The 23,788-nt window shown below is 67.3% G+C and carries 20 protein-coding genes, 2 tRNA genes and 1 pseudogene; 15 read left to right on the forward strand and 8 right to left on the reverse strand.

Annotated elements, in window-relative coordinates:
* Positions 1-23 precede the first annotated feature (23 nt).
* The 3 genes from ACW17Z_RS18120 (at position 24) to ACW17Z_RS18130 (ending at position 3,210) form a co-directional block, all read left to right on the forward strand.
* The gene (locus ACW17Z_RS18120) at positions 24-548 is read left to right on the forward strand and encodes a flavin reductase family protein (protein WP_419321052.1); all 525 of its coding nucleotides are present in this window, start codon (positions 24-26) and stop codon (positions 546-548) included.
* Positions 549-722: 174 nt separating this feature from the next.
* Positions 723-2,219, forward strand: a complete 1,497-nt coding sequence (locus ACW17Z_RS18125; RefSeq protein ID WP_492057025.1) for a CoA-acylating methylmalonate-semialdehyde dehydrogenase — start codon at positions 723-725, stop codon at positions 2,217-2,219.
* A 16-nt stretch (positions 2,220-2,235) separates the two neighbouring features.
* On the forward strand, positions 2,236-3,210 hold the full coding sequence (locus ACW17Z_RS18130; protein ID WP_492057026.1) for a M15 family metallopeptidase: 975 nt from the start codon (positions 2,236-2,238) through the stop codon (positions 3,208-3,210).
* On the opposite strand, the gene ACW17Z_RS18135 is transcribed toward ACW17Z_RS18130, so the two are convergent.
* On the reverse strand, positions 3,211-3,939 hold the full coding sequence (locus ACW17Z_RS18135) for an endonuclease III domain-containing protein (protein WP_492057027.1): 729 nt from the start codon (positions 3,937-3,939) through the stop codon (positions 3,211-3,213).
* 66 nt (positions 3,940-4,005) lie between these two features.
* Positions 4,006-4,554 (reverse strand): NUDIX hydrolase, encoded by a 549-nt coding sequence (locus ACW17Z_RS18140; RefSeq protein WP_492057028.1) that lies wholly within the window; start codon positions 4,552-4,554, stop codon positions 4,006-4,008.
* 371 nt (positions 4,555-4,925) lie between these two features.
* Between ACW17Z_RS18140 and ACW17Z_RS18145 the strand changes: the two genes are divergently transcribed.
* Genes ACW17Z_RS18145 through upp form a run of 3 tightly spaced genes read left to right on the forward strand, consistent with a single transcriptional unit; the run spans position 4,926 to position 8,247 of the window.
* Positions 4,926-5,387, forward strand: a complete 462-nt coding sequence (locus tag ACW17Z_RS18145; RefSeq protein WP_492057029.1) for a (2Fe-2S)-binding protein — start codon at positions 4,926-4,928, stop codon at positions 5,385-5,387.
* 2 nt (positions 5,388-5,389) lie between these two features.
* Complete coding sequence (locus ACW17Z_RS18150; RefSeq protein WP_492057030.1) at positions 5,390-7,567, forward strand: xanthine dehydrogenase family protein molybdopterin-binding subunit; 2,178 nt, start codon at positions 5,390-5,392, stop codon at positions 7,565-7,567.
* A 50-nt stretch (positions 7,568-7,617) separates the two neighbouring features.
* Positions 7,618-8,247 (forward strand): uracil phosphoribosyltransferase, encoded by a 630-nt coding sequence (gene upp, locus ACW17Z_RS18155; protein ID WP_492057031.1) that lies wholly within the window; start codon positions 7,618-7,620, stop codon positions 8,245-8,247.
* Here upp and ACW17Z_RS18160 read toward each other — a convergent pair.
* Positions 8,244-9,146, reverse strand: a complete 903-nt coding sequence (locus tag ACW17Z_RS18160; RefSeq protein ID WP_492057032.1) for a 5'-methylthioadenosine/S-adenosylhomocysteine nucleosidase — start codon at positions 9,144-9,146, stop codon at positions 8,244-8,246. The genes upp and ACW17Z_RS18160 overlap by 4 nt on opposite strands.
* A 217-nt stretch (positions 9,147-9,363) precedes the next feature.
* Between ACW17Z_RS18160 and ACW17Z_RS18165 the strand changes: the two genes are divergently transcribed.
* Both ACW17Z_RS18165 and ACW17Z_RS18170 read left to right on the forward strand, forming a co-directional pair.
* On the forward strand, positions 9,364-12,183 hold the full coding sequence (locus tag ACW17Z_RS18165; protein ID WP_492057033.1) for a PAS domain S-box protein: 2,820 nt from the start codon (positions 9,364-9,366) through the stop codon (positions 12,181-12,183).
* Between the two features lie 90 nt (positions 12,184-12,273).
* Positions 12,274-12,648, forward strand: coding sequence for a response regulator (locus tag ACW17Z_RS18170; protein WP_492057034.1), 375 nt, complete (start codon positions 12,274-12,276; stop codon positions 12,646-12,648).
* Positions 12,649-12,655: 7 nt separating this feature from the next.
* Here the strand turns inward: ACW17Z_RS18170 and ACW17Z_RS18175 are convergent, their stop codons facing one another.
* Positions 12,656-13,030 (reverse strand): DUF423 domain-containing protein, encoded by a 375-nt coding sequence (locus ACW17Z_RS18175; protein ID WP_419321065.1) that lies wholly within the window; start codon positions 13,028-13,030, stop codon positions 12,656-12,658.
* Between the two features lie 110 nt (positions 13,031-13,140).
* Here ACW17Z_RS18175 and ACW17Z_RS18180 point away from each other — a divergent pair, with 110 nt between their 5' ends.
* From ACW17Z_RS18180 to ACW17Z_RS18190, 3 genes are read left to right on the forward strand one after another with little or no spacing between them, the layout of a single operon-like run.
* Complete coding sequence (locus ACW17Z_RS18180; RefSeq protein WP_492057035.1) at positions 13,141-14,247, forward strand: Rv3169 family protein; 1,107 nt, start codon at positions 13,141-13,143, stop codon at positions 14,245-14,247.
* Positions 14,244-15,254, forward strand: a complete 1,011-nt coding sequence (locus ACW17Z_RS18185; RefSeq protein WP_492057036.1) for a phosphotransferase family protein — start codon at positions 14,244-14,246, stop codon at positions 15,252-15,254. Before ACW17Z_RS18180 ends, ACW17Z_RS18185 begins: the two co-directional genes overlap by 4 nt.
* A complete protein-coding gene (locus tag ACW17Z_RS18190) occupies positions 15,251-15,682 on the forward strand; it encodes a hypothetical protein (RefSeq protein ID WP_419321069.1) in 432 nt (143 codons plus the stop codon). The genes ACW17Z_RS18185 and ACW17Z_RS18190 overlap by 4 nt, the downstream gene beginning before the upstream one ends.
* Before the next feature lie 2 nt (positions 15,683-15,684).
* Here the strand turns inward: ACW17Z_RS18190 and ACW17Z_RS18195 are convergent, their stop codons facing one another.
* The 3 genes and pseudogenes from ACW17Z_RS18195 to rlmB all read right to left on the reverse strand — a co-directional run bounded on the left by ACW17Z_RS18195 (position 15,685) and on the right by rlmB (position 19,251).
* Positions 15,685-16,428 carry a TerC family protein gene (locus ACW17Z_RS18195; protein ID WP_492057037.1) on the reverse strand — a complete coding sequence of 248 codons (744 nt, stop codon included), beginning with the start codon at positions 16,426-16,428 and terminating at the stop codon, positions 15,685-15,687.
* 41 nt (positions 16,429-16,469) lie between these two features.
* Positions 16,470-18,323 carry a stalk-specific protein StpX gene (gene stpX, locus ACW17Z_RS18200; RefSeq protein WP_492057038.1) on the reverse strand — a complete coding sequence of 618 codons (1,854 nt, stop codon included), beginning with the start codon at positions 18,321-18,323 and terminating at the stop codon, positions 16,470-16,472.
* 90 nt (positions 18,324-18,413) lie between these two features.
* Positions 18,414-19,251: pseudogene (gene rlmB, locus ACW17Z_RS18205) on the reverse strand (23S rRNA (guanosine(2251)-2'-O)-methyltransferase RlmB).
* 170 nt (positions 19,252-19,421) lie between these two features.
* Here rlmB and ACW17Z_RS18210 point away from each other — a divergent pair.
* The 3 genes from ACW17Z_RS18210 (at position 19,422) to tuf (ending at position 20,918) form a co-directional block, all read left to right on the forward strand.
* Positions 19,422-19,507, forward strand: a tRNA-Tyr gene (locus ACW17Z_RS18210).
* Positions 19,508-19,600: 93 nt separating this feature from the next.
* Positions 19,601-19,674 (forward strand) — tRNA-Gly (locus ACW17Z_RS18215).
* A 53-nt stretch (positions 19,675-19,727) separates the two neighbouring features.
* A complete protein-coding gene (tuf, locus tag ACW17Z_RS18220; RefSeq protein WP_419319979.1) occupies positions 19,728-20,918 on the forward strand; it encodes an elongation factor Tu in 1,191 nt (396 codons plus the stop codon).
* Between the two features lie 92 nt (positions 20,919-21,010).
* Here the strand turns inward: tuf and ACW17Z_RS18225 are convergent, their stop codons facing one another.
* Positions 21,011-21,799: a LytTR family DNA-binding domain-containing protein gene (locus ACW17Z_RS18225; protein WP_492057039.1), complete on the reverse strand. Its 789-nt coding sequence runs from the start codon at positions 21,797-21,799 to the stop codon at positions 21,011-21,013.
* A gap of 104 nt (positions 21,800-21,903) precedes the next feature.
* On the opposite strand from ACW17Z_RS18225, the gene ACW17Z_RS18230 reads away from it, so the two are divergent.
* Positions 21,904-23,367, forward strand: a complete 1,464-nt coding sequence (locus ACW17Z_RS18230) for a serine hydrolase domain-containing protein (protein WP_492057040.1) — start codon at positions 21,904-21,906, stop codon at positions 23,365-23,367.
* Positions 23,368-23,788: the final 421 nt, after the last annotated feature.

Below are 23,788 nucleotides of genomic sequence, written 5' to 3' on the forward strand. Positions count from 1 at the left end.
GCGCTTCATCGCAGAACACGACGATGAGTCAGGCAGTCACGATTGAACTGGGCGAGGGCGCCGAACATGACGCCCGGGCTCTGCGGAATGCGTTCGGGTGTTTCACGACAGGCGTCACGGTCGTCACGACCCTGGGCGAGGACGGGCGCAAGATAGGGCTGACGGCCAATTCCTTCACCTCGGTGTCGCTGGATCCGCCCCTGGCGTTGATCTGCGTGGATCTGAAATCCAGCAGCCTTGCGGCCCTGGATACGGCGGGCGTCTTCGCCGTCAATGTGCTGCCGGCCGAACAGCAGGACGTCGCGAGCCAGTTCGTGCGCAAGGGGGTCGACCGGTTCGCAGGGCTGGAGACCGAGGTCTGGCGCACCGGCGTGCCGATCCTGCCGGACTGCATGGCCAATTTCGAGTGTCAGACCCATCACGTCTTCGACGCGGGCGATCACCGGGTCTATGTCGGCCGGGTCGTGAAGCTGCGCTATGATCCCGATCACGAGCCGCTGGTCTATCTGCAGGGCCGGTTCCGGCGGGTTCACGTCGACGCGGAATAGACTGTCATCCCGGCCAGGCGCGTCGCGCGCCGAGCCGGGATCGCGGCGATCGCCTGCGTTTCCGGCGGTCCCGGGTCTTGGCCCGGGATGACAGCGCTATTGGTCGAATTTTCCGGCGCACGTCCTGCCGTTGAGATGCTATCGACGCGCAAAACAAGATCCAGGGAGCGCATCATGCGAGACATCGCCCATTTCGTGAACGGTCAGACCTTCGTCGGGACCTCGGGTCGGTTCGGCGACGTCTTCAATCCCAACACCGGCGAGGTCCAGGCCCGCGTGCAGCTGGCGACCGCCGCCGAGCTGGATGCCGCCGTCCAGGCCGCCGCCAAGGCCCAGATCGGCTGGGCGACGACCAATCCCCAGCGCCGCGCCCGGGTGATGTTCGAGTTCAAGCGCCTGATCGAGCGCGACATGAATTCGCTGGCCGAAATTCTGTCGTCCGAGCACGGCAAGGTCATCGCCGACAGCAAGGGCGACATCCAGCGCGGGCTGGAAGTCATTGAATTCGCCTGCGGTATTCCTCACATCCTGAAGGGCGAATACACCGAGGGCGCGGGCCCCGGCATCGACGTCTATTCGATGCGCCAGCCGCTGGGCGTCTGCGCGGGCATCACCCCGTTCAACTTCCCGGCCATGATCCCGATGTGGATGTTCGGCATCAGCATCGCCGTGGGCAACACCTTCATCCTCAAGCCGTCGGAGAAGGATCCGACCGTGCCGGTGAAACTGGCCGAGCTGATGATGGAAGCCGGCGCGCCCGAGGGGGTGCTGAACGTGGTGCACGGCGACAAGACCGTCGTCGACGCCATCCTGACCCATCCGCTGATCCGCGCGGTCAGCTTTGTCGGCTCGTCCGACATCGCCCACTATGTCTATCAGACCGGCACGGCGCACGGGAAACGCGTCCAGGCCATGGGCGGCGCCAAGAACCACGGCATCGTCCTGCCCGACGCCGACCTCGACCAGGTGGTCAAGGACCTGTCGGGCGCGGCCTTCGGCTCGGCCGGCGAGCGCTGCATGGCCCTGCCGGTCGTTGTGCCCGTGGGCAAGGCGACGGCCGATGAGCTGCGCGAACGCATGGTCGCCGAGATCGAGACCCTGAAGCTGGGCATCTCCACGGACCCCGATGCCCACTATGGTCCAGTGGTCTCCAGCCAGCACCGCGCCAAGATCGCCGACTACATCCAGATCGGGGTCGACGAGGGCGCCGAGCTGGTCGTGGATGGCCGCGATTTCAGCCTGCAAGGCTTCGAGAAGGGCTTCTTCATCGGCCCGTCGCTGTTCGATGGCGTCACGAAGGGCATGAAGACCTACCAGGAAGAGATCTTCGGTCCCGTCCTGCAGATCGTGCGCGCCGAGAGCTTCGAGGAGGCGCTCAGCCTGCCCAGCGAGCACCAGTACGGCAACGGCGTCGCCATCTTCACCCGCAACGGCCGCGCGGCCCGCGAGTTCGCCAGCCGGGTCAATGTCGGCATGGTGGGCATCAATGTACCGATCCCGGTGCCGGTGGCCTATCACACCTTCGGCGGCTGGAAGCGCAGCGCCTTCGGCGACACCAACCAGCATGGCGTCGAGGGCGTGAAGTTCTACACCAAGGTCAAGACCATCACCGCCCGCTGGCCGGAAGGCGAGGTCGAGGACGCGGCCTTCGTCATCCCGACGATGAAATAGCGCCAAGGGGGCGGCGATGAACGGTCTGGTTCGACGATCCTTTCTGTCCATCGCCGCCGCCGGCCTCGCCGCTCCGGCCGCCTTCGCCCAGAGCCGGGCCGAGTGGGCGGCGGTCGGGCAGTATGGCGACAAGGTCGCGCCGGTCACCGTTTTCGAACGGGACGGCGCGCTGCACCTCTTCGGCAAGGATCTGCCCGTGGCGCGGCTGACGGCGCTGGGCGGCGGTCGCTACGCTGTCGCGAGCGGCGGGGCGCTGGTCTTGGAGACGGGCGCGATCCGTTTGGACGGAACCCGGCTGGCCTTCCAGGATTTCGGCGCGCAGACTCAGGCGGCGATCCAGAGGGCCGTTCGTGCCGATCCGGTGGCCCTGCGCCAGCGGGCCCTGGCCGCGACGCCGCCAGTCGAGACCGAGGCGCATCTTCCGGCCGACCTGGTCGACCTGACGGCGATCGACCCGCGCATCCGGCTCGACATCCGCTATGCTGGCGCCGACAATTTCATGGGCATTCCGCTGTACGAACGCGCGGCCGCCTGGCTGCAGCGGCCTGCCGCGCAGGCCCTGGGCCGGGTGCAGCACGCCCTGGCCGGCAAGGGCTTTGGCCTGCTGATCCACGACGCCTATCGCCCCTGGTTCGTCACCTGGATGTTCTGGGAGGCGACCCCGCCCGAGAGCCACGCCTTTGTCGCCGATCCGGCCCGGGGCTCACGTCACAATCGCGGCTGCGCTGTCGACCTGACGCTGTACGATCTCAAGACCGGCAAGCCCGTCGAGATGCCCAGCCGCTATGACGAGTTCTCCGACCGCGCCTATGCCGATTTCATCGGCGGCACGACGCAGCAACGGGCCCTGCGCGCCCTGCTGCGCGACGCCATGACTGCCGAAGGCTTCGAGGTCTACACCGAGGAATGGTGGCACTTCGACTTTCGGGACTGGCGCCGCTACGGGATCGGAACCGCCACCTTCACCGAACTGGCCAAGCCCGCGCGATAGTCAGGCGCCCCGCGGTCGCCAGGGCAGGACCTCGGCGCTGTGGCCGATACCCAGCTTGGCGCAGTCGTGCTTCAGCGGGCAGGCGCCGCAGCTGGGGGCTTGATCCGGGCACAGCATCTGTCCCAGGCCCCGCTTCATCAGCCAGTGCAGCTCAAACAGGTCGTCGGCCGTCCAGGAGCCTGGCGCCAGCCGCATCAGAGCCTGATAGGCGAGGGTCGTATCCCCCGGCCCGACCAGTCCGATCCGCCTGGCCACGCGATGCACATGGGTGTCGACGACCAGGGCCCGCATGGCCAGACTGCTGAAATTGAGCACGCTGGCGGCGACCTTGACCCCCACGCCGGGCAGGCTTTGCAGCTCCCACCGCGCTTCGTCGACCGGTCGGCCGGCCAGATGGTTCAGCGACAGCCAGCCGACCTTCTGTTCGATCAGGCGCAGGGCGTGGGTCAGATGCCTGGCCTTGTCTTCGGCGCAGGTGACATCGCCGATGATCTCCAGGACCTGCGCGTCGGAGGTTCGGGCCAGGTCTTCCCAGCACCTGAACTCGGCCCGCAGGCGCAGGAACGCGCCCCACGACACGGCGTCGGGCGTGCGACCGCTGATCGACGACTTTACCAGCTGCGAGATCGGATCCATGCGCGCCACCGGCCGCTGCGGACCAAACTCGCACAGCAGGGCGTCGCGAACGCTTTCAAGCGGCGAGCGCGAGAGGCCTAGGGAAAGCTGCATGGAACGTCGCTCCGGAACATAATGAGAACATTATGCGGCGGAGATCCGATTGTCCACAGGCTGTGACTATTGTCGGGAGCCGCCCAGGAACGTCGCCATCCGGCGGCGCACGCGCTCCAGGGCCACCTTGACCGGCGTGGGCGCACGGGCAGGGGCGGGGCGTTCTTCCTCGGGCAGCGCTATGCCTGCGAAACGGGCGATCACGTCGCGCAGTTCCGGCTCCTGCACACCTAGGGCGGCCTCGGTCGGACTCATCCATTGCAAGGTGCGCTGGCCCTTTTCGGGCCAGGTGGCGTGCTCGCCGGTGACCTGGAGGGGATAGACATCGACCTTGACCAGCCGCGCCACACCGCTCTTCAGGCGCTTGAGATATTCATAGTCGCCAACGGACTGCTGCGCGATCACGCCATCGAGGCCAGCTTCCTCAAAGGCTTCCTGGGCGGCGGCGGCCGGATCGGTGCGCCCCTTCATCGGCCAGCCCTTGGGGATCACCCAGCGCTTGGTCTCGCGCGACGAGACCAGCAGGATCTGCAAGCCCGGGCCTTCGCCACGCCAAGGCAGCGCCGCGACCTGGCGACGCTTTCCAACACCTTGCTTGACCGGCTTTTCCGTCACTTCACCCAGAACCCTAGACCCGCATCCGTACCGACGGCGCGCGCCAGTCGACTATAGCGCCCGTGATTGCGTGAGTCGTCGAGTTCGGAACCTGAAAACTGCGGCGCATAGGCGCGTTGTGCAGGTTTGGCCGCGGTGAGGCCGAGACCCGCATCGCGAACTCGCTCTCGCCAAGGTCAGGGTTCGGCGTTGCGAAACCCGCCTCAGCTGTCACGGACCGTCGTCCGTTTGCGCATTATTGGTCCGGGCCATGCGCCGCACCCGGCTTTTGGGGTCATTTTTTTCTGGCGGTCGCAAGCGCGCGCAACCTCTCGTGCTCCCTGCGCGACTGAGGCATTATCCCCCGGCAACCGCCAGATCAGGAGTCGGGCATGGCGTTCACGCTGACCATCAATGGGGAAACCCGCTCGGTCGAGGTCGAGGGCGACACGCCTCTGTTGTGGGTCCTGCGCGACACCCTGGGCATGGTCGGGACCAAGTTCGGGTGCGGCGCGGCCCAGTGCGGGGCCTGCACGGTGCATATCGACGGCGCGCCGGTTCGCGCCTGCATCACGCCGGTCCGTCGCGTCGGCGACAAGAGGGTCGTGACCATTGAGGGCGTTGGCCAGGATCCGGTCGGCGCCAAGGTGCAGGAAGCCTGGAAGGCCATCGACGTGCCCCAGTGCGGCTACTGCCAGGCCGGCCAGATCATGTCGGCCACGGCGCTGCTGACCGCCAATCCCCGGCCCGATGATGCCGCCATCGACGAGGCGATGAACGGCAATCTGTGCCGCTGCGCCACCTACATCCGCATCAAGGCGGCGATCAAGGCCGCTTCCGGCCAGGGAGTTTGAGCATGGACGGCGAGATGCTCCGCGACCCTAACCGTCGTCTGTTCCTGCAGACCGGCGCCGCCCTGGGCGGCGGCCTGATGATGTCGTTCAGCCTGTCCGGACCCGGACAGGCGGCGGGCGACGGGCAGTTGAACGCCTATGTCCGCATCGGGCCCGACGGCGGCGTCACCATCGTCTCCAAGGTTCCCGAGGTGGGGCAGGGGATCAAGACCTCGCTGCCGATGCTGATCGCCGAGGAACTGGACGTCGAATGGTCGGCCGTCACCGTCGAGCAGGCCATCGCCGACACCAAGGTGTTTGGTCGTCAGGTGGCCGGCGGCAGCATGGCCACCACGCTGGAGTATGACGGACTGCGCCGCGTGGGCGCCACGGGCAGGGCCCTGCTGATCGCCGCCGCCGCCGCGCGCTGGGGCGTCGCCGCCGAGGCCTGCGCCACCGAGCCGGGCTTTGTGATCCACGCCGCCAGCAACCGCCGCCTGGCCTATGGCGATCTGGCCCAGGCCGCCGCGGGCCTGACGCCGCCTGATCCCAAGAGCCTGACGCTGAAGGACCCCAAGGCCTTCCGCATCATCGGCAAGCGCCAGCAGAGCCGCGACATCGACCTGATCGTCACCGGCCAGCCGGTCTATGGCATCGACACCCGCATGCCGGGCATGCTGTACGCCACCTTCGCCAAGGCCCCGACCTTCGGCGCCAAGGTGGCCAGCGTCGACCTGGCCCCGGCCAAGGCTGTGGCCGGCGTCAAGGACGCCTTCGTGGTCGAGGGCGGAACCAATCTGGCCAGCATCCTGCCCGGCGTTGCCGTGGTCGCCGACAGCTGGTGGGCGGCGCGCAAGGGGCGTAACGCCCTTGAGATCAAATGGGCCGAGCATCCCACCGGGGCCCAGAGCAGCGCCGGGTTCGCCGCCAAGGCGGCTGAACTGGCCAAGGCGCCCCCGCATCGCACGCTGCGAGCCGACGGCGATGTTGACGCCGCCCTCAAGGGCGCGGCCAAGCTTGTCAGCGCCGCCTACAGCTACCCCTTCATTGCTCACGCCAATCTGGAACCCCAGAACTGCACGGCCAGTTTCAAGGACGGCAAGGTCGAGATCTGGGCCCCGACCCAGAATCCGGAGAGCGGCCGCAAGCTGGTCGCCGCCGCCCTGGGGATCACCGAGGCCGACATCACCATCCATCTGGTTCGCGTCGGCGGCGGCTTTGGCCGACGCCTGATGAACGACTACATGGTCGAGGCGGCGGTCATCTCGAAACTGGCCGGCGCGCCGGTCAAGCTGGTGTGGACCCGCGAGGATGATACCCAGCACGATTTCTATCGTCCCGGCGGCTGGCACAATTTCACGGCCGGCCTCGACGCCAAGGGCGACCTCGTCGGTTGGCGCGACCACTTCGTGACCTTCGGCGAGGGCGAGCAGTTCGCGACCGCCGCAGGCATGAACGCCACCCAGTTCCCTTGCCGGGCCGTGGCCAACTACAAGCTCGACGTTTCGGTCATGCCGCTGGGCGCGCCGACCGGCTTCCTGCGAGCACCGGCCAACAACGCTTTCGGCTTCGTCATCCAGAGCTTTACCGACGAACTGGCCGTCGCTTCCAAGCAGGACCCCGTCGCCTTCCGCCGCAAGCTGCTGGGCGAGCCGCGCCTGCTGGGCGAGGCGGGGCAGGGCGACAGCTTCCACACCGGACGCATGAGCGGCGTGCTGGACCTGGTGGCTGAAAAGTCCGGTTGGGGCCGCAAGACCGCCAAGGGTACGGGCCTGGGCGTCGCCTGCCACTACAGCCACCTGGGCTATGTGGCCGTGGTCATGGAGGTTTCCGTCGCCAAGGGCGGCGCGCTGAAGATCCACAAGGTCTGGGCCGCCGTCGATGTCGGCTCGCAGATCGTCAATCCCAGCGGCGCCGAACAGCAGGTGCAGGGGTCGATCCTGGACGCCATCGGCAGCACGCTGCATCAGGCGATCACCTTTGAGAACGGCGCGACCACCCAGGGCACTTTCGCCGACCACCCGCTGCTGAGAATGGCCGAGGCGCCGCCCATCGAGGTGCATTTCAAGCTCAGCGACAACCGGCCCACAGGGCTGGGCGAGCCGGCCTATCCTCCGGCCCCGGCGGCGCTTTGCAACGCCATCTTCGCGGCGACGGGCAAGCGCATCCGGTCCCTGCCGATCGGTGATCAACTGGCCTGAGGGCGAGCCGCCTGCTAGGAGCGGAGGCTCGCTTCCAGCAGGGTCGTCCCATGTCCACCGTCACCGTCGTCAGCCATCCGCTCGTGCAGCACAAGCTGACCAAGATGCGGGACAAGACCACGTCCACGAAGACCTTCCGCGCCCTGATGCGCGAGACGGCGACCCTGATCTGCTACGAGGTCACCCGCGACCTGCCGATGGATGACGTCCAGATCGAGACCCCGGTCGCCCCGACCATGGCCCGGGAGATCGCCGGCAAGAAGCTGGTGTTCGCCCCGATCCTGCGGGCCGGCCTGGGCATGGCTGACGGCATGCTGGATCTGGTGCCCTCGGCCCGCGTCGCCCACATCGGCCTCTATCGCGATCCGGAGTCGCTGGAGGCGGTCGAATACTACTTCAAGGCTCCGCAAGACATCGCCGGCCGTCTGGTCATCGTGGTCGATCCGATGCTGGCCACCGGCCACTCGGCGATCGCGGCGATTTCACGCCTGAAGGCGGCCGGCGTTACCGACCTGCGCTTTGTCTGCCTGCTGGCCGCCCAGGTCGGGATCGACAACCTGCGCGCCGCCCATCCCGACGTGCCGATCTGGACGGCGGCCATCGACGCGCAGCTCAACGACCACGGCTACATCGTGCCGGGCCTGGGCGACGCCGGCGACCGCACCTTCGGGACGCGCTAGTTAGGCAGGGCTTTGACGAAAGCCTTCACCACGCTGGCCGAATTGTCCGAGGCCAGCTGCATGAAGGTGTGCATCTCGTTGGCCTCGTCGCCGCCGCCGGCCAGGTCCGACAGGCTGCGGAAGGCGATGAACGGCGCGCCATTGGCATAGGCCACATGGGCGACGGCGGCGCTTTCCATGTCCACAACGCGGGCCTGGAAGGTGGCGCGGGCGTATTTGCGATAGGCGGCGTTGTCGAGGAACACCGGCGCCGAGATGCCGTTGCCGCCGACCACCACCTTGGGCGCGTGAACCAGGCACTGGTTGGTGACGCATCGCGCCAGTGAGACCGTCGAGGCGATGGTGCGCGCGATCTCCAGCATGGCCGGATCGACCGGGAACCAGCGGCGGCGCTCGGGCGGACCGTCGGCTCGGGCGATCATGATCGAGCGCGGGATCATCATTCCAAAGCCCGGCAGATCGTCATTGCGCGCCGACTGCGAGACCTCGAAACCTTTTTCGGTCTCGCGGGCGAAGGCCGTCTCCAGGTTCTGGCTCCACTGGTCGGCCACGATCACGTCGCCGATATCGAGACCTTCATCCACCCCGCCGGCGATGCCCGAGAACACGATACGGGTGACGTTGAAGCGGTCCAGGGCCAGCTGGGTGGTCATGGCGGCATTGACCATGCTGACGCCGCTGAGGAACAGCACGATCGGTTTGCCCTCGAGTTCGCCCGTCGTGAAGGTCACGCCCGCCGCCGTATAGCGCTTCTGGTCACGGGTGGCCGAGGCCAGGGCCGTCAGCTCCGGCGGAAAGGCCGAGATCACCGCGATGCGCGGCGCGGCGTCGAAACGCTCGGCCGCTGCGGCGGGCAGAACCGTGAAAAGGCAGATGGCAAGGGCGGCAAACAGACGCATGGTGAAACTCTCTTGGGGGAACTGCGGACGAAGGCAGCACGTCGGTGAGCGCTTGGACATAGCCTGGCGGCGATCCTGGGCCAATCGCCGACCCTTTGATCAAGCCCAGGTCATCGACGGGGCCCTTTCCACCAGGGCGTCACGACTTTGCGCAGCACGCGGGAGATTCCCGCCACGTTAACCGGAGGTGCAGACAGGGCTGGCAGGGTGGCGCGGCATGACCCGAGCCCAGCCATCCCCGTATTGGACCGACCAGGCTCGCCAGATCGCGGCTGCCGCCGCTCTGGGTCTGGTGGTGGCGCTGCTGGCCTATGTCTGTGTCGAGCTGCCGCGTGACCTGAAGCAGGTCGCACCGATCTGGCTGGCAAACGGTGTCGTGCTGACGGTGCTGCTGTGGACCGATCGCTCGCGCTGGCCGCTGCTGATCGCCTTCACCCTAGCGGGAAACATAGCCGCCGGCCTGCATGGAGGCGGGCGGCTATCGGTGGTCCTGGGACTCAGCTTCGCCAATGTCGTCGAATACCTGCTGTCGGCCCTGGCCCTGCGACACGTGCTGGGTCGCGATATCGATGTCAGCCGCCCCCGCGACCTGGGCTGGATCGCGCTGGTCTGCGGGTTGTGCACGCCCCTGGTCTCGGCCGTCATCGCGACCACCGTCCTCTACGTCTCGCGAGACGCCGACCCTGGTCGCACAATGGTCAGCTGGGTCCTGTCTAACGCCCTGGGCCTGATGCTGGTGACGCCATCCCTGATCGCCTTTCGTCAGGCTCGCGCGCTGCTGGTCGAGCGGCCGGTCAGACGGCGCGGCTGGATCGCCCTGGCGGTGCTGGTCCTGGCCATCGTGCTGGTCTTCACCCGCCCCCGATATCCGTTGCTGTTCATCATTCCGCCGGTCCTGGTTTTTGTGGCGCTGGAGCTGGAATTCCTCGGCGCAGCGGTGGGAATTCTGATCCTGTCGGGTCTGGCGATCGGCTTTACGGCCATGGGGCTGGGTCCCGTCGCCCAACTGGCCGAGAACATGGCCGAGCAGGCGCTGTTTCTGCAGGTCTTTCTGGTTGTCTCGATCTTTGCCGCCCTGCCTCTGGCGACGATCAACGCGCAGAGACGGCGCTTGCGGGATTTGGCCCAGGAGCAGACCCGTTGGGCCGATATGGCCGAAAACCTGGCCGGGGTCGGCTATTGGCGGTTCAATCTGAACACCGGCGCCATGACCTGGTCAGATCAGATGTACGTCATCCTCGGGGTTGACCCAGGGACGGTGATTTCCGCCGACGACTGGCTTGCTGCGGTTCATCCCGAGGATCGCGAGAACGCGCGTCTGCGCTACCGCGCGGTGCTCGAGACCCAGGCGTCCAGTCCTGCCGCCCAGACGCGGCTGCTGCGCGCTGATGGCCAGGTCCGGTATGCCACAGGCAATATGGCGGTCGAGCGCGACGCTGAAGGGCGACCGATCACTGTCTTTGGCGTGATCCTGGACATTACCGCCCAGAAGGCCGCCGAGCAGGCGATCGTCGAAAGCGAAGCGCGGTTCCGGATGCTGACAGAGAATGGCAGCGACATCCTCGCGCATTCGGATGTGGACGGCCGGATCACCTATGTCTCGCCGTCGGTCGAACATCGTCTGGGCTTCAGGCCCGAGGAACTGATCGGTCGGCGCTTTGTGGACCTCATCCATGAAGACGATGTCGAGGCGATCCGCAGCGCCCTCCGCGACCAGCTCGCGAGTCGGGGACGGGTCTCGCCCACGCGGGTCGAGTACCGGTCGCGTCACAAGGACGGGCGGGAAATCTGGTTCGAGGGTCGCCCGACCCTGGCCCTTGACCGCCTGACGGGCCGGGTCAGCGGGGTGACCGACATCGTCCGCGACATTTCGCGGCGCAAGATGCTGGAGATCCAGCTGCGCCAGGCGCGCGCCGACGCCGAGGTGGCGGCAACCGTCAAGGGCGAATTCCTGGCCAATATGAGCCACGAGCTGCGCACGCCGCTGACCGCAGTGCTGGGCTTCACCAAGCTGATCGAGGAGCAACCGGACCTTACCGCCTCGACGCGCGGCTATATCGAGCGGGTCTCCAACGCCGGCAAGGCGCTGCGGGCGACCGTCAACGACATCCTGGACTTCTCCAAGCTGGAGGCCGGGCAGGTTGATATCAGGCCAAGGCCGATGTCGCCCACAGAGCTGGCGCGTGAGGCGATCGAACTGTTCGATGCCCAGGCCCGGGCCAAGGGCCTGTCGCTGACGCTGTCGGGCTTTGAAATCGTGCCCCAACAGGTGCTGGCCGACCCGGACCGTCTGCGTCAGATCCTGCTCAACCTGATCGGCAACGCCGTGAAGTTTACCGAGCAGGGCGGGGTCGATCTCGAGGCAGCCTACGACTCCGCGACGCAGCGCCTGTCGTTCGCGGTGGTCGACACGGGCCCCGGCATGCCCGACGACCAGATCGGACACCTGTTTCAGCGCTTCTCGCAGGTCGATGGTTCAGCCACCCGCAAACATGGCGGCACGGGCCTGGGTCTGGCGATCTGCAAGGGCCTGGTCGAGGTCATGGATGGCGATATCGGGGTCGAGAGCCGCGAAGGCGAAGGCTCGCGGTTCTGGTTCTCGCTGCCCGCGCCGTCCGTCGATCAAGGCGAGGACCAGACTGTCGCGATCGACCAGCCTCTGGCTCTGCCCGACAACTGCCGGGTGCTGATCGTCGACGACAACCGCGCCAACCGCGAACTGGTTCGGGCGATCCTGGGTCCGTTCGGCGCCGAGATGACCGAGGCGGCCGACGGCGACGAGGCGATTTCCAGCGCGCGAGAGACGCCCTTCGACGTCATCCTGATGGACCTGCGGATGCCCCGGGTCGATGGCCGGGCTGCCGCCGCCCGGATCCGCGAGGGCGGCCTCAACGCCAGGACGCCGATCCTGGCCTTTTCCGCCGACGCTTCGACCCTGGCGATCGACGCGGTCTTTGACGGTCAGATCACCAAGCCCCTGTCGAGCCTGGGACTGATCGAAACCCTGGCGCGGACCCTGTCGACAAGCAGGGTTTGACGAAGCCGGCTCGAAACGACCAACTGTCGACGATCCCTGTCCCGCCGGTGGCGAGGCCCCTGATTCCGTTTCGAGCCCGATCGCGACCTGATGTCCAAAGCCGCGTCCCTGATCTATGTCGCCGACGATGACCCCAGCATCCTGGAGCTGGTCTCGATCGTCTTGACGCGGGGCGGTTTCGAGGTGGTCGGGTTCGAGACCGCCGACGCCCTGACGGCGGCGCTCGCCCTGCGAGTTCCCGCCGCTGTGCTGCTGGACGTGCGAATCCCGGGGCTGAGCGGTCTGGACGCGCTCAAGGCCATCAAGGATAACCCCGCCACCGCCCGTATTCCCGTGCTGATGTTGACCGGCGATGGCCGGCTCGACCGCATCGTCCTGGCCATGCAGCTGGGGGCGGCGGGCTATGTGATGAAACCCTTCGACGGCGCGCAGCTGGTCGAGCGGGTCGGTAGTCTGCTTCCCTAGGCCCAGCCTACTTGGGCAGGGTGAAGGCCCGCCAGGCCAGCACGGCCCAGCCGGCCATAAAGGCCAGGCCGCCCAGCGGCGTCACCGCCCCCAGCCAGCGCGGACCGCCCAGGGCCATGGCGTAGAGCGATCCCGAGAACAGCACCGTCCCGGCCAGGAACAGGCCGGCGACCAGGCCCATGCCGCGCGCGCCGGCCCGGCCCAGGGCGAAGGCGCCGAACACCGCCAGGGCGTGGGTCATCTGGTACAGCGATCCGGTGCGCAGCCATTCGGCCGGCTTGGGCGCCTCGACGCCATGCGCGGCGAACGCGCCCAGCGCGACGGCGCACAGGCCGCTCAGCGCCGCCAGGCCCGTCCAGGTTCGGGATGTCCAGGTCGCCATCGGCTTACGCTCCGTCACTGTTGCAATCGCCCGGCGCGACCTTAACGTTGTTCACCTGTCCGTAAAGCCGCCCCGTCAGAGGGCCCGGCGCGAGCAGTTGGGAGGACGGCATGGCGCTCACCTGGGGTGATGACTATCCCATTCATCAGACGCCGGAACCGGTGGCCTATGCCGGCACCGATCGGAACTTCTACGATCGCTATTTCTTCAACGGCTACGCGCTGGACGGCGATGGCGGCGACCTGTTCTTCGCCGCGGCGTTCGGCGTCTATCCGCACCTGAACATCGCCGACGCCGCCTTCTGCGTGATGAAGGACGGCCGGCAGGTCAATCTTCACGCCAGCCGCTGGCTGCGCATGGAGCGGATGGACCTGAACGTCGGCCCGATCCGCATCGAGGTGCAGCAGCCGCTTCAGCGCCTGAAGCTGACCGTGGATTCGCCCGAGCACGCCATCCGCGCCGAGATCGTCTTCGAAGGCCGCGCCTTCCCGATCGAGGAGCCGCGCTTCATCCGGCGCAACGGCCCGCGCACCTTCATGGACTATACGCGCCTGACCCAGAACGGCCGCTACAGCGGCTGGATCGAGGTCGATGGCGTCCGCAGTAGCGTCGACGGCTTTGTCGGGACGCGCGACAGGTCGTGGGGCGTGCGCCCGGTCGGCATGCGTGATCCGCAGGAGGCCGCGCCAACGGCGCCGATGCAGTTCTTCTGGCTGTGGTCGCCGTGCAATTTCGCGGACGGGGGCCTCTTCTTCCACACCAATGATGACGAGCTGGGCCGGCCCTGGAACCGCAGGGCGCTGTGGCTGGCCGACGGCGGCCGAGAGGACGGGGAGGGCGAGTTCGAGCAGGCGGTCTGCGCCGTCGACTGGCGCTCGGGAACGCGCCATGCTCGCGCGGCGAGCCTGGATCTGGGCGCCGGCGGCACGGCGGTGATCGAGCCGCAGACCGAGTTCTTCATGCTGGGCCTGGGCTATGGCCATCCGGTCTGGGGGCACGGCCTCAATCACGGCGAACTGGCGGTGGAGCGCGAGGACTTCGTCACCGCCGACCTCGAACGCCGGATGCCGCATCATCTGCATGTCCAGGCGCTGAGCCGCATCACCTTCACCGACGCGGACGGCCGCGCCCGGGTTGGACGGGGCGTGTTCGAGCAACTGGCGCTGGGTCCGCACGCGCCTTCGGGCTTCGCCTCGATCCTGGATGTCGCCCCATGACCCTGGCCGAGCGGCTTGAAGCCTATCTGACCCGCCATTTCGGCGCCCCCACCACCGTGCGCGACCTGTCGCGCATCCCTGGCGGCGCCAGCCGCGAGACCTATCGCTTCGACGCGATCGTCGACGGCGTTGTCCGGCCCCTGATCCTGCGCCGCGATCCGCCTGCCAGTCTGATCGAGACCGACCGCAGCCTGGAATATCTGGCCTTCCAGTCGTTCCATGACCGCGCGCCCGTTCCCGAGCCGATCGTGTTGGAGACGCAAGGCGCGGAGCTGGAGCGGCCGTTCTTCATCATGACCCGGGTCGATGGCGGCGCGGCGGCCTCGCCCTTCACCGTCCAGCCCTATGGCCCGCACGCCCAGGTGATCGGCGAGACGTTCTTCGCGGCCCTGGGGGCGATCGCGGCGACCGATCCGGCGGGTCTGCCCCTGGCCCAGGCCGCCGTTGCGCCCGAGCCCGGTGAGTGCTGGCGCGTGGCCCTGGATCACTGGGCCGCCGTGATCGAGGCCGACGAGCAGCATCCGCAGCCCATCGTCCGCGCCGCCATCCGTCGCCTTCGCCGCGCGCCGCCGCCGCCCGCGACCGCCGTGCGCGTGGTGCATGGCGACTATCGCACCGGCAATTTCCTGCATGACGGCGAGGGGAAGATCCTGGCGATCCTCGACTGGGAGATGGCGCATCTTGGCGATCCGCTCGAGGACCTGGCCTGGGCGATCGATCCGCTGTGGGGTCACTATGATGAGGGGCGCGTGGCGGGGATGATCCCGCGCGACGAGGCCCTGGCGATCTGGAGCCGGACCAGCAACCTGCCCGTCGATCCGGCCGCCTTGGCCTGGTGGGAGCTGTTCAGCGCCGTGAAGGGCCAGGCGATCTGGACCTCGGCGGCGCGGGAATATCGCGACGGCGGCTTCAAGGACCCGGTGCTGGCCATTTCCGGCTGGTACACCGCGCGTCGACACGATCAGATCCTGGCCGATGGCCTCATGCGCCTGGAGTGCCTGTCATGACCCCGAGTTTGCCCGACATCCTGGTTGGCAATTTCCTCTGCGTCGCCGAGCCGCCGCCGCCCGAATCCGCCGGCGAGTTCATGGCCGGCAAGGTGGCGGTCGTGGCCCTGCTGTCGCTGCTGGCCGCCCAGGAGGCCGAGCGCGGGCCTTCGGCGCGGGTGTGGGAGAACGCCACCCTGCGCGCGGTGCTGCTGGACGCCGCGCCGGTCTATGGCGAGGCCTTCGCCGAGGCGGCGGGCGCCGCCGACGGCGACTTCACCCTGGCGGCTCTGGACCGCGCCAACGCCACCCTGCGGCGGGCGCTGATCGCGCTGCACGAGGCCGTCGAGGCGGCTGGCGACACCGCACGCGACCACGCGATCCTGCGGCTCTATCGCGACATGGCCCATGCCCGGCGACTGGACATGCCGCCGTTGCCGGGGCGGTAGATCTACTTCTTGTGCTTCATGTGATCGGCCACTTCTTCGGGGCCGATGTCGATGAACCCGGGGGCCGAGGCGTTGTAGGTCTCGGCCTTGCCCAGGTCGATGACCACGCTGCGGTGGCCTTGCCAGATCATGTGGACGGCCACGTAGAGCACGATGGCCAGGCCGACAAAGCCGATCCAGCGATGCTTGTGCAGCAGGCTGGCGATGGCCGAGGCGGCCAGGCCCATCAGAACGATCGACAGCAACAGGCCAAAGACCATGACGCCGGGGTGCTCGCGCGCCGCGCCGGCCACGGCCAGCACGTTGTCCAGCGACATCGAAACGTCGGCGATCAGCACCTGGATGAAGGCCTGCTTGAAGCTCTTCACCGGGCGGGCGCGCGGTTCGGTCGTGGGGTCGTCGTCGATCGACGCGACGGCGTCGGCCTGATCGTGGGTGGCCTGCTCGCGCAGTTCCCGCCACATCTTCCAGCAGACCCAGAGCAGCAGCACGCCCCCGGCCAGCAGCAGGCCGATCACGCCCAGCAACCAGGTGGTGATCAGCGCGAAACCGATCCGCAGGACGACCGCCGCGCCCAGGCCATACAGGATGACCTTGCGGCGATCCTTGACGGCCAGACCGCCGGCCGCGAGGCCGACGGCGACGGCGTTGTCGCCCGCCAGAACCAGGTCGATCATCAAGACCTGCAGGAAGGCCATGAACGGGCCGTCCAGCCCGCCCGCCTGGGCAATCAGAGTGTCAAACATGACCCCTCATGCGGCAGGGCGGGCGGTGTTGCAAGTCCGACCTAGTGGTGGGCGTGCTCGAGTTCCTTGCCATGATGCGGATCATGGGCGTGATCGGTCTTGGCATGACCGTCGTGCGCATGGTCGTCATGGCCGTGATCGGCGGCATGGTCGTCGTGCCCGTGATCGTCATGGTGACCATGATCGTCATGAGCCGACACGGGCGCCGCAGCGGCCACTGGCGTCACATGAGCGACGTGCTCGGCCGGAGCATGCGGATCGGGATGAGCCCCGGCATGCGGGTCAGCCGCATGGCCGTGATCATCATGGGCATGGTCGCCATGGCCGTGGTCGTCGTGCGCATGAGCGTCGTGGCCATGGTCGTCGTGGTGACCGTGATCCTCATGCGCCGACACCGGCGAAGCGGCGGCTACGTGGGCGACATGCGCGGCCGGAGCATGGGCGTCGCGGGCATGGGCGTCATGGCCGTGATCGGCGGCATGGTCGTCGTGTCCGTGAGCATCGTGCCCGTGATCATCATGGCCATGGTCGTCGTGACCGTGGCTGTCATGACCATGAGTATCATGAGCATGGTCATCATGGCCGTGGCTCACGGCCGTGGCGGCCAGAGCGCCGCCGGCGGCGGCGACCATCGGATTGACATAGGAGACGTGCGCGGTGGTCGGCGCGCCGTCGGCCTCAATCTCGTTACGACCATAGTCGGTAAGCGTACGGAACTTCCGGCGACGCTCGGCCTTGCTGCGGCTGGCCATGGCGTTGCGCGAAATGATCGCCAGGATAAGGACGGCCAGCAATACCAGGGCGCCGCCCAGAACCGATTTCGTCGGGGTCTGGCCCAAGCCCGGCAGCACGACGTTGCCTTCGAGGCCCGGCAGGTTCAGCTTTGAAAGCAGACCCTCGGTCTTCTTCTTGGCCTCTTCCTGCAGCGGTGCGACGCGCTTGACGATCTCGCCGAGCGAGAAGGACTGCGCGGTCTTGGCGCCATTCAGGTCGACACCGAATTCCGACTTCAGCTGGCCCTTGGCCTCCGCGCCCGGCTTGACCTGCCAGGCGAAGGTGGTGGGCTCGCCGGCCTTGACGACGGCGGTCTGCTTGCCGTTCGGCGTGACCTCATAGCCTTCGCCTTCGAGCTTGGCATAGGCGCTGGTGTTGGATGCGGCCTTGCCCAGGCCCAGCTTGGCGGCCTGAGCCTTGATCATGTCGCCCAGGGTGGCGGGCAGCGACAGGGTCACCTGCCCGGCCTCGCCCTTGCCCAGGCTGTCTCCAGCAGCCAGGACAGCGCCCTTGGTGGCTTCCGGCGCGACGGCGGCCTGAAGCTGTTCGAGCTTGGTCGGCGGCTTGGTCGCGACCGAGGCGGGAAGGGCGGCGGCGGGAAGGGCGGGCGCCTTGGCCAGCGGCGCGACCGGCTTCAGAACAGGCGCTGCGGCCACGGTCGCGGGCTTGGCCGCAACCAGAGCGACCGGCTTGGCGGCCGGCGCGGGCGTCGCAGCGGCTCTGTTGGTCGGGGCGGATGAAGCGCGCGGCGCATAGCGAACGGCGCGGCGTTCCTTGGGGTTGGGGATAGGCCGCATGGCCGTCACCAGGGTCCCGTCTGGCCGACGCCAGGTCTTCAGCGTGGAACTCTTGCTTGGCGAGGCGTCGACCGTGACGGCGACAGGCGGCTTTGCCGCAGTCGGCGCGCCCAGCAGTCCGTCGGGCGACGAGGCGGCGTCTGGCGCTGGCGGCGCGCCCATCAGATCAGGTGAGGTCTCGGCGCCCGAACCGGCCATGGCCGAGGGCGGTGTGGTGTCCACATCGCCAGCGCCGCAACCGGCAAGCACCAAGACGCTCAGCGCCGAAGCGCTTAGAGCCGCCAAACGCGTATTACGTCCAAACATCGGGTCCCCCGATCCCATGCCAGTATTTTCCGACGAGCAGCGCTCGCGGAACACTAGTCCGTAAGAGAAGCATGAGCGTGCGACGAAATCAAAACGGTTAAGCAAGATTCACGAACCGAATTCATCCACCGCGCGAAACTCGGGACGCCTCATAGAGCGCGATTGCCGCCGCAGCCGACACATTGAGGCTCTCAAACCCCCCAGGCATGGCAATTTTTCCCATGGCATCACAATGCTCTGCGACCAAACGGCGTACGCCTTCGCCCTCCGAACCCAGAACAAGTACGGTCGGGGTTCCGTCGAGCACATTATCGAGCGTTTCTTCGGCCTCGCCGGCCAGGCCGATGGCGCGCCAGCCCATGTCGGCCAGTTCCTCCAGCGCCCGTGACAGATTGACGACGCGGACATAGGGCACCTTGTCGACGGCCCCGACCGCCGTCTTGGCCAGCACGCCCGTCAGCGCGGGCGCATGACGGTCCTGGAGAATGGCGCCCCGCACGCCAAAGGCGGCGGCCGAGCGGAAGATGGCGCCGATGTTCTGGGGGTCGGTGATCTGGTCCAGCATGACGATCACCCCCTGGGCGGGCGAGCCCAGCTCAGCGATCGACAGCGGTTCGGGCTCGTCGATCTTCAGGGCGATGCCCTGGTGCACGGCGCCTTGCGGCAGCTCGCGGCCGATATCCTTGCCTTCCATGATCTGGACGCAGGGGAGTCTGGCCACATCCGGCGCGAGTCGTTTGGCCCGATCCGGGGTGACCAGAAGGCGCTTCGGAGCGGGTCTGGCGGGGTTCTTCAGGGCCGCCTCTACGGCATGAGTCCCCCAGATCCAGTCCTTTGCGTCCTCGCCACCCTTTGAAAAGCTCTGCTTATTCCGAGGCTTGTGACTAAAATCACGTCCTGGCGCAGAAGGCTTCCGGCGGTCGTTGCGTTCGGAATGAGAGGACACTATAAGACGCGCTCCGATTTGGGGCCCTGAGGGTTTCCGCGAGCCAGGACGGCGCTGCTTTAGCACCGTCCGACCCAGCTCAAGGAAGCTTTTGTTCCTTTTTCGTGACGAGCGGTTCGCCGCTGGTTCCGGAAAGGGAAGGGTCGCACTGAGGTTGCTCAACGCGCGCTGGGGGAATGTCCCGAGTGGCAAAGGGGGGGGACTGTAAATCCCCTGGCGTACGCCTTCGCAGGTTCGAGTCCTGCTTCCCCCACCACGCGCGTTGAACGTCCTCATGGCGATCGAGATGGACGCCAAAGCCAGAGACCGGGAGCCGACCGCGACCCCGCTAGCCCGATGGGGTGTATGGGCGGGTATAGCACAGTGGTAGTGCAGCAGCCTTCCAAGCTGAGGATGCGGGTTCGATTCCCGCTACCCGCTCCAGCTCCCTATATAACGACCCACACTCATAGCCGCCGGCGCGCAAGGTAGAGACCATGGCCAAGGAAAAGTTCGAACGTAACAAGCCGCACTGCAACATCGGCACCATCGGTCACGTTGACCATGGCAAGACGACGCTGACGGCTGCGATCACCATCACGCTGGCCAAGACCGGCGGCGGCAAGGCGATGAACTACGCCGACATCGACGCTGCGCCCGAAGAAAAGGCCCGCGGCATCACGATCAACACCGCCCACGTGGAATATGAGACGGCCAACCGTCACTATGCCCACGTCGACTGCCCCGGCCACGCCGACTATGTGAAGAACATGATCACCGGCGCCGCGCAGATGGACGGCGCGATCCTGGTGGTTTCGGCCGCCGACGGCCCGATGCCCCAGACCCGCGAGCACATCCTGCTGGCCCGTCAGGTCGGCGTGCCCGCCCTGGTCGTCTACATGAACAAGGTCGACCTGGTCGACGACGAAGAGCTGCTGGAACTGGTCGAGATGGAAGTGCGCGAGCTGCTCAGCTCGTATGACTTCCCGGGCGACGACATTCCGATCACCAAGGGCTCGGCCAAGGTCGCCATCGACGGTGGCAACCCCAAGATCGGCGAAGAGTCGATCCTGGCGCTGATGCAGACGGTTGACGACTACATCCCGCAGCCGGCGCGTCCGCTGGACCTGCCGTTCCTGATGCCTGTCGAAGACGTGTTCTCGATCTCGGGCCGCGGCACCGTGGTCACGGGTCGTATCGAAAAGGGTATCGTCAAGGTCGGCGAAGAAGTCGAAATCGTCGGCATCCGTCCGGTTCAGAAGACGACCTGCACGGGCGTCGAAATGTTCCGCAAGCTGCTGGACCAGGGTCAAGCTGGCGACAACGTCGGCGTTCTGCTGCGCGGCACCAAGCGCGAAGACGTCGAGCGCGGCCAAGTGCTGTGCAAGCCCGGTTCGATCACCCCGCACACCAAGTTCGTTGCTGAGGCCTATATCCTCAACAAGGAAGAAGGCGGCCGTCACACCCCGTTCTTCACCAACTATCGCCCGCAGTTCTACTTCCGCACGACGGACGTCACCGGGATCATCAAGCTGCGCGAAGGCGTGGAAATGATCATGCCGGGCGACAACGCCGAGCTGGACGTCGAGCTGATCACCCCGATCGCCATGGACCAGGGCCTGCGCTTCGCCATTCGCGAAGGCGGCCGCACCGTCGGCGCTGGCGTGGTTGCCAAGATCGTCGAGTAGTCTCGACTTTCTAGCCACGGCTAAAGACTGCGAAGGCCCCGGCGGAAACGCCGGGGCCTTTTGCTTTGGGCGGCCGGCCGCCGGACCCCGTCTCAGTCGGTATCGGCAGCCCAGTCGGTCCCTTTCAGCGCGGCGGCATAGGTCCGACTGACCGGGGCGAGTGACCCGTCCGACAGGCCCAGGGTGCCCCGCCCGCCCTTCCATCGCACCGTCTGGACGGCGGTGCGCGCGACCCACCAGGACCGGTGTGTGCGAAAGCCGTCGAGGGGCGACAGGACGTCCAGCGCATCCCCCAGCCGCATCAGCACCAGGGCCGACCCCGCCTCAGTCCGAATGCGCAGATAGTGATCCTCGGCCTCGACCGCGACCAGACAGGCCCGCGCCAGCCGGGGCGGAAGCTTGCTGCGAATGGCGAGGGGAGCCAGACCTTCGGGCGCCGACGACCGCGTGTCACCCCGGTTCAGCGCCTTGCGTGTCAACACGGTCAGGACCACGGCGGCGACATTGATCGCCAGCACTTCGGGAAGAAGCCGCAGGAACCGCGCGGCCGAGACCGCATCACCGAACAGGACCACCGGCAGCAGCGAGACCCAGGCCGTGATCACCGGCGTCATGATCGCCAGCTGCAAGACAAGGAACAGCCGGGGTCGCCCGGACAGGCGCGCCGCCAGCCCCATCTCGATCAGGGCCGCGATCACCCCGCCGCCGACCACGGCCAACTGCCAGTAGAGGTGGCGCATCGGGCCCGGGGCAGATGCCGTGCCGAACGGCGCGATCGTGGCCAGGAAGACCCCGAACAGGACCAGGGCGAGCAGTTCCACGCCGCCCGACCGGCCCAGCCTGAGCGACGCCAGCCCTCTGATCGCTCCTGCCCCCGTCACGCCACGCTCCGTTCGCGAATGGACCCGTCCCGTTCGCGAAGGCGAACAGACACGTCACCGCGATCCGGTTCAAGCAGCTCCGGTCAATCAGGGAGCGTTGCAGGGTGACAGGATCGATTTCGGGGGCGGTGCTCAGCCTCAAAGCTGTTGCGGCCGTCGCTATGGCGCTGGTGATGTCGGCGGGCGTCATCCCGGCCAGGGCCGCGACGCCATCCGTTCCGTCGGCCAAGCAGGTGGACGCCTATGTCGAACGGGGGATGGCGGACCTGCACATTCCGGGCGCGGCGGTGGCGCTGTTCTCCGACGGCCGGGTCACGCATGTCAGGGGGTTGGGGCGCGCCGATGACGCCGGAACGCCCGTGACGGCGCAAACCCCCTTTCAGCTGGGCTCGGTCAGCAAGTCGTTTGCAGCCCTCGTCGTGCTGCAACTGGCCGATGAGGGGCGACTGTCGCTGGATGATCCGATCATCCGATACATCCCGACCTTCAGGACCGCTGACCCGGCGGCCTCAAACCGGATCACCATCCGCCATCTGCTGAACCATCGCAGCGGCCTGTCGACCCTGGACGGAAACCGCAGCCAGTCGACCACCGACCGGGGAGCGGATGCAATGGCCCAGGCCACGCTCAAGCTCCGGGCCGCAAGGCTCCAGACCCGGCCCGGCGACCGTTTCGCCTATTCAAACGCCAACTACGCCCTGCTTGCCCATCTGATCGAGACCGTCGAGCGACGCCCCTATGAAGACGTCCTGCAGGACCGCATCTTCGGTCCGCTGGGCATGCGCAATTCGTTCGTCCAGGCGCCGAAACCCGGATCGGCCCGCCCCGCCGTCGGCCATACCCAATGGTTCGGACAGACGGTCGAGCGCGACTTCGTCGCCGGCCGGATGATGGCCGGGCCGGGCGGCGTCACGGCCAGCGCCGAAGATCTGGCGACCTATCTGGTTGCGGTGTTCGGGCGCGACACGCGCATCGTCCCCGCCTCGCTTTCTGAAGCCCTCTCCCGGGAGCGCCGGGGCGGCTACGAATTCGGGTGGGAGTTCGACACGATCAAGGACCGGCGGCTGATCTTCCACGGCGGGCTGAATCCGGGCTTCTGGTCCCGGGTCGCCTATGACCCGAGAACCAGGCAGGGCGTGATCGTCCTGACCAACATGTCCGGCAGCCTGGAAGGCAATCTGGTGGGCGGGACGGTCAATTACGCGCTGGGCCTGCCCGCCGAGGCCATCACGCCGGCCGGGGTCAATCGCCTGCGCCTGTGGGGCACGCTCGGTTTGACCCTGCTGCTGGCCCTGGGCAGCGCGTTGTCGATCCGGAACCTGCTCGGACGGAACGTCGGTGCGGAACGCCGGTTGACCGTCGCCACAATGGCGGTCGCGGTCGTCCCGTCCCTGGCCCTGCTGGGCCTCAGCTATGTTCTGGTCGTCACCATGCCGGGGCTCAGCGGCGTCACCCTGACCGCCGTCTATATGTTCTACCCGGACGTCGGCGTTCTGCTGGCCCTCTCATCCGCCATCGCGGCGCTCTGGGCCGTGGTCAGGACCGGACTGCTGCTTATCCGACGCTGATCAACAGCGAACGGAGGATGGGTTACGGTGACAGTGCACTCAATAGAGCCGAGCGCCGTGTCCGGTCGCTCGCCCAGCGTCACCGAGGCTCGCACCGACAGGACGGGGTAGAGCGCCCGGTCACAGGAAACCCGACCTCAAGGTTGGTGAGATCGTCTCGCCGTGAGATTTAAGGATGGCTCTGCGCGAGGGGCGGCGGCTTCGCGCTCAGAACCTACAATCTCCGTCATCTCGGGACTTGTTCCCGGGACCCATCCGTCCGCCGCACGGGCGGTGCGGGGTGATCGGGGGCGGGGCGGCTGAACCATGGTTCCCGGGGACAAAGCCCCGGTATGACGGGGTTTGGTGGACGCGGGGGCGGGGCTGGCCACGACTTTTGAAGCCAAAGCACAACCCTTCCCCCTTTGATGGAGGAAGGGCA

The organism is Caulobacter sp. GSs2 (genome assembly GCF_058680895.1).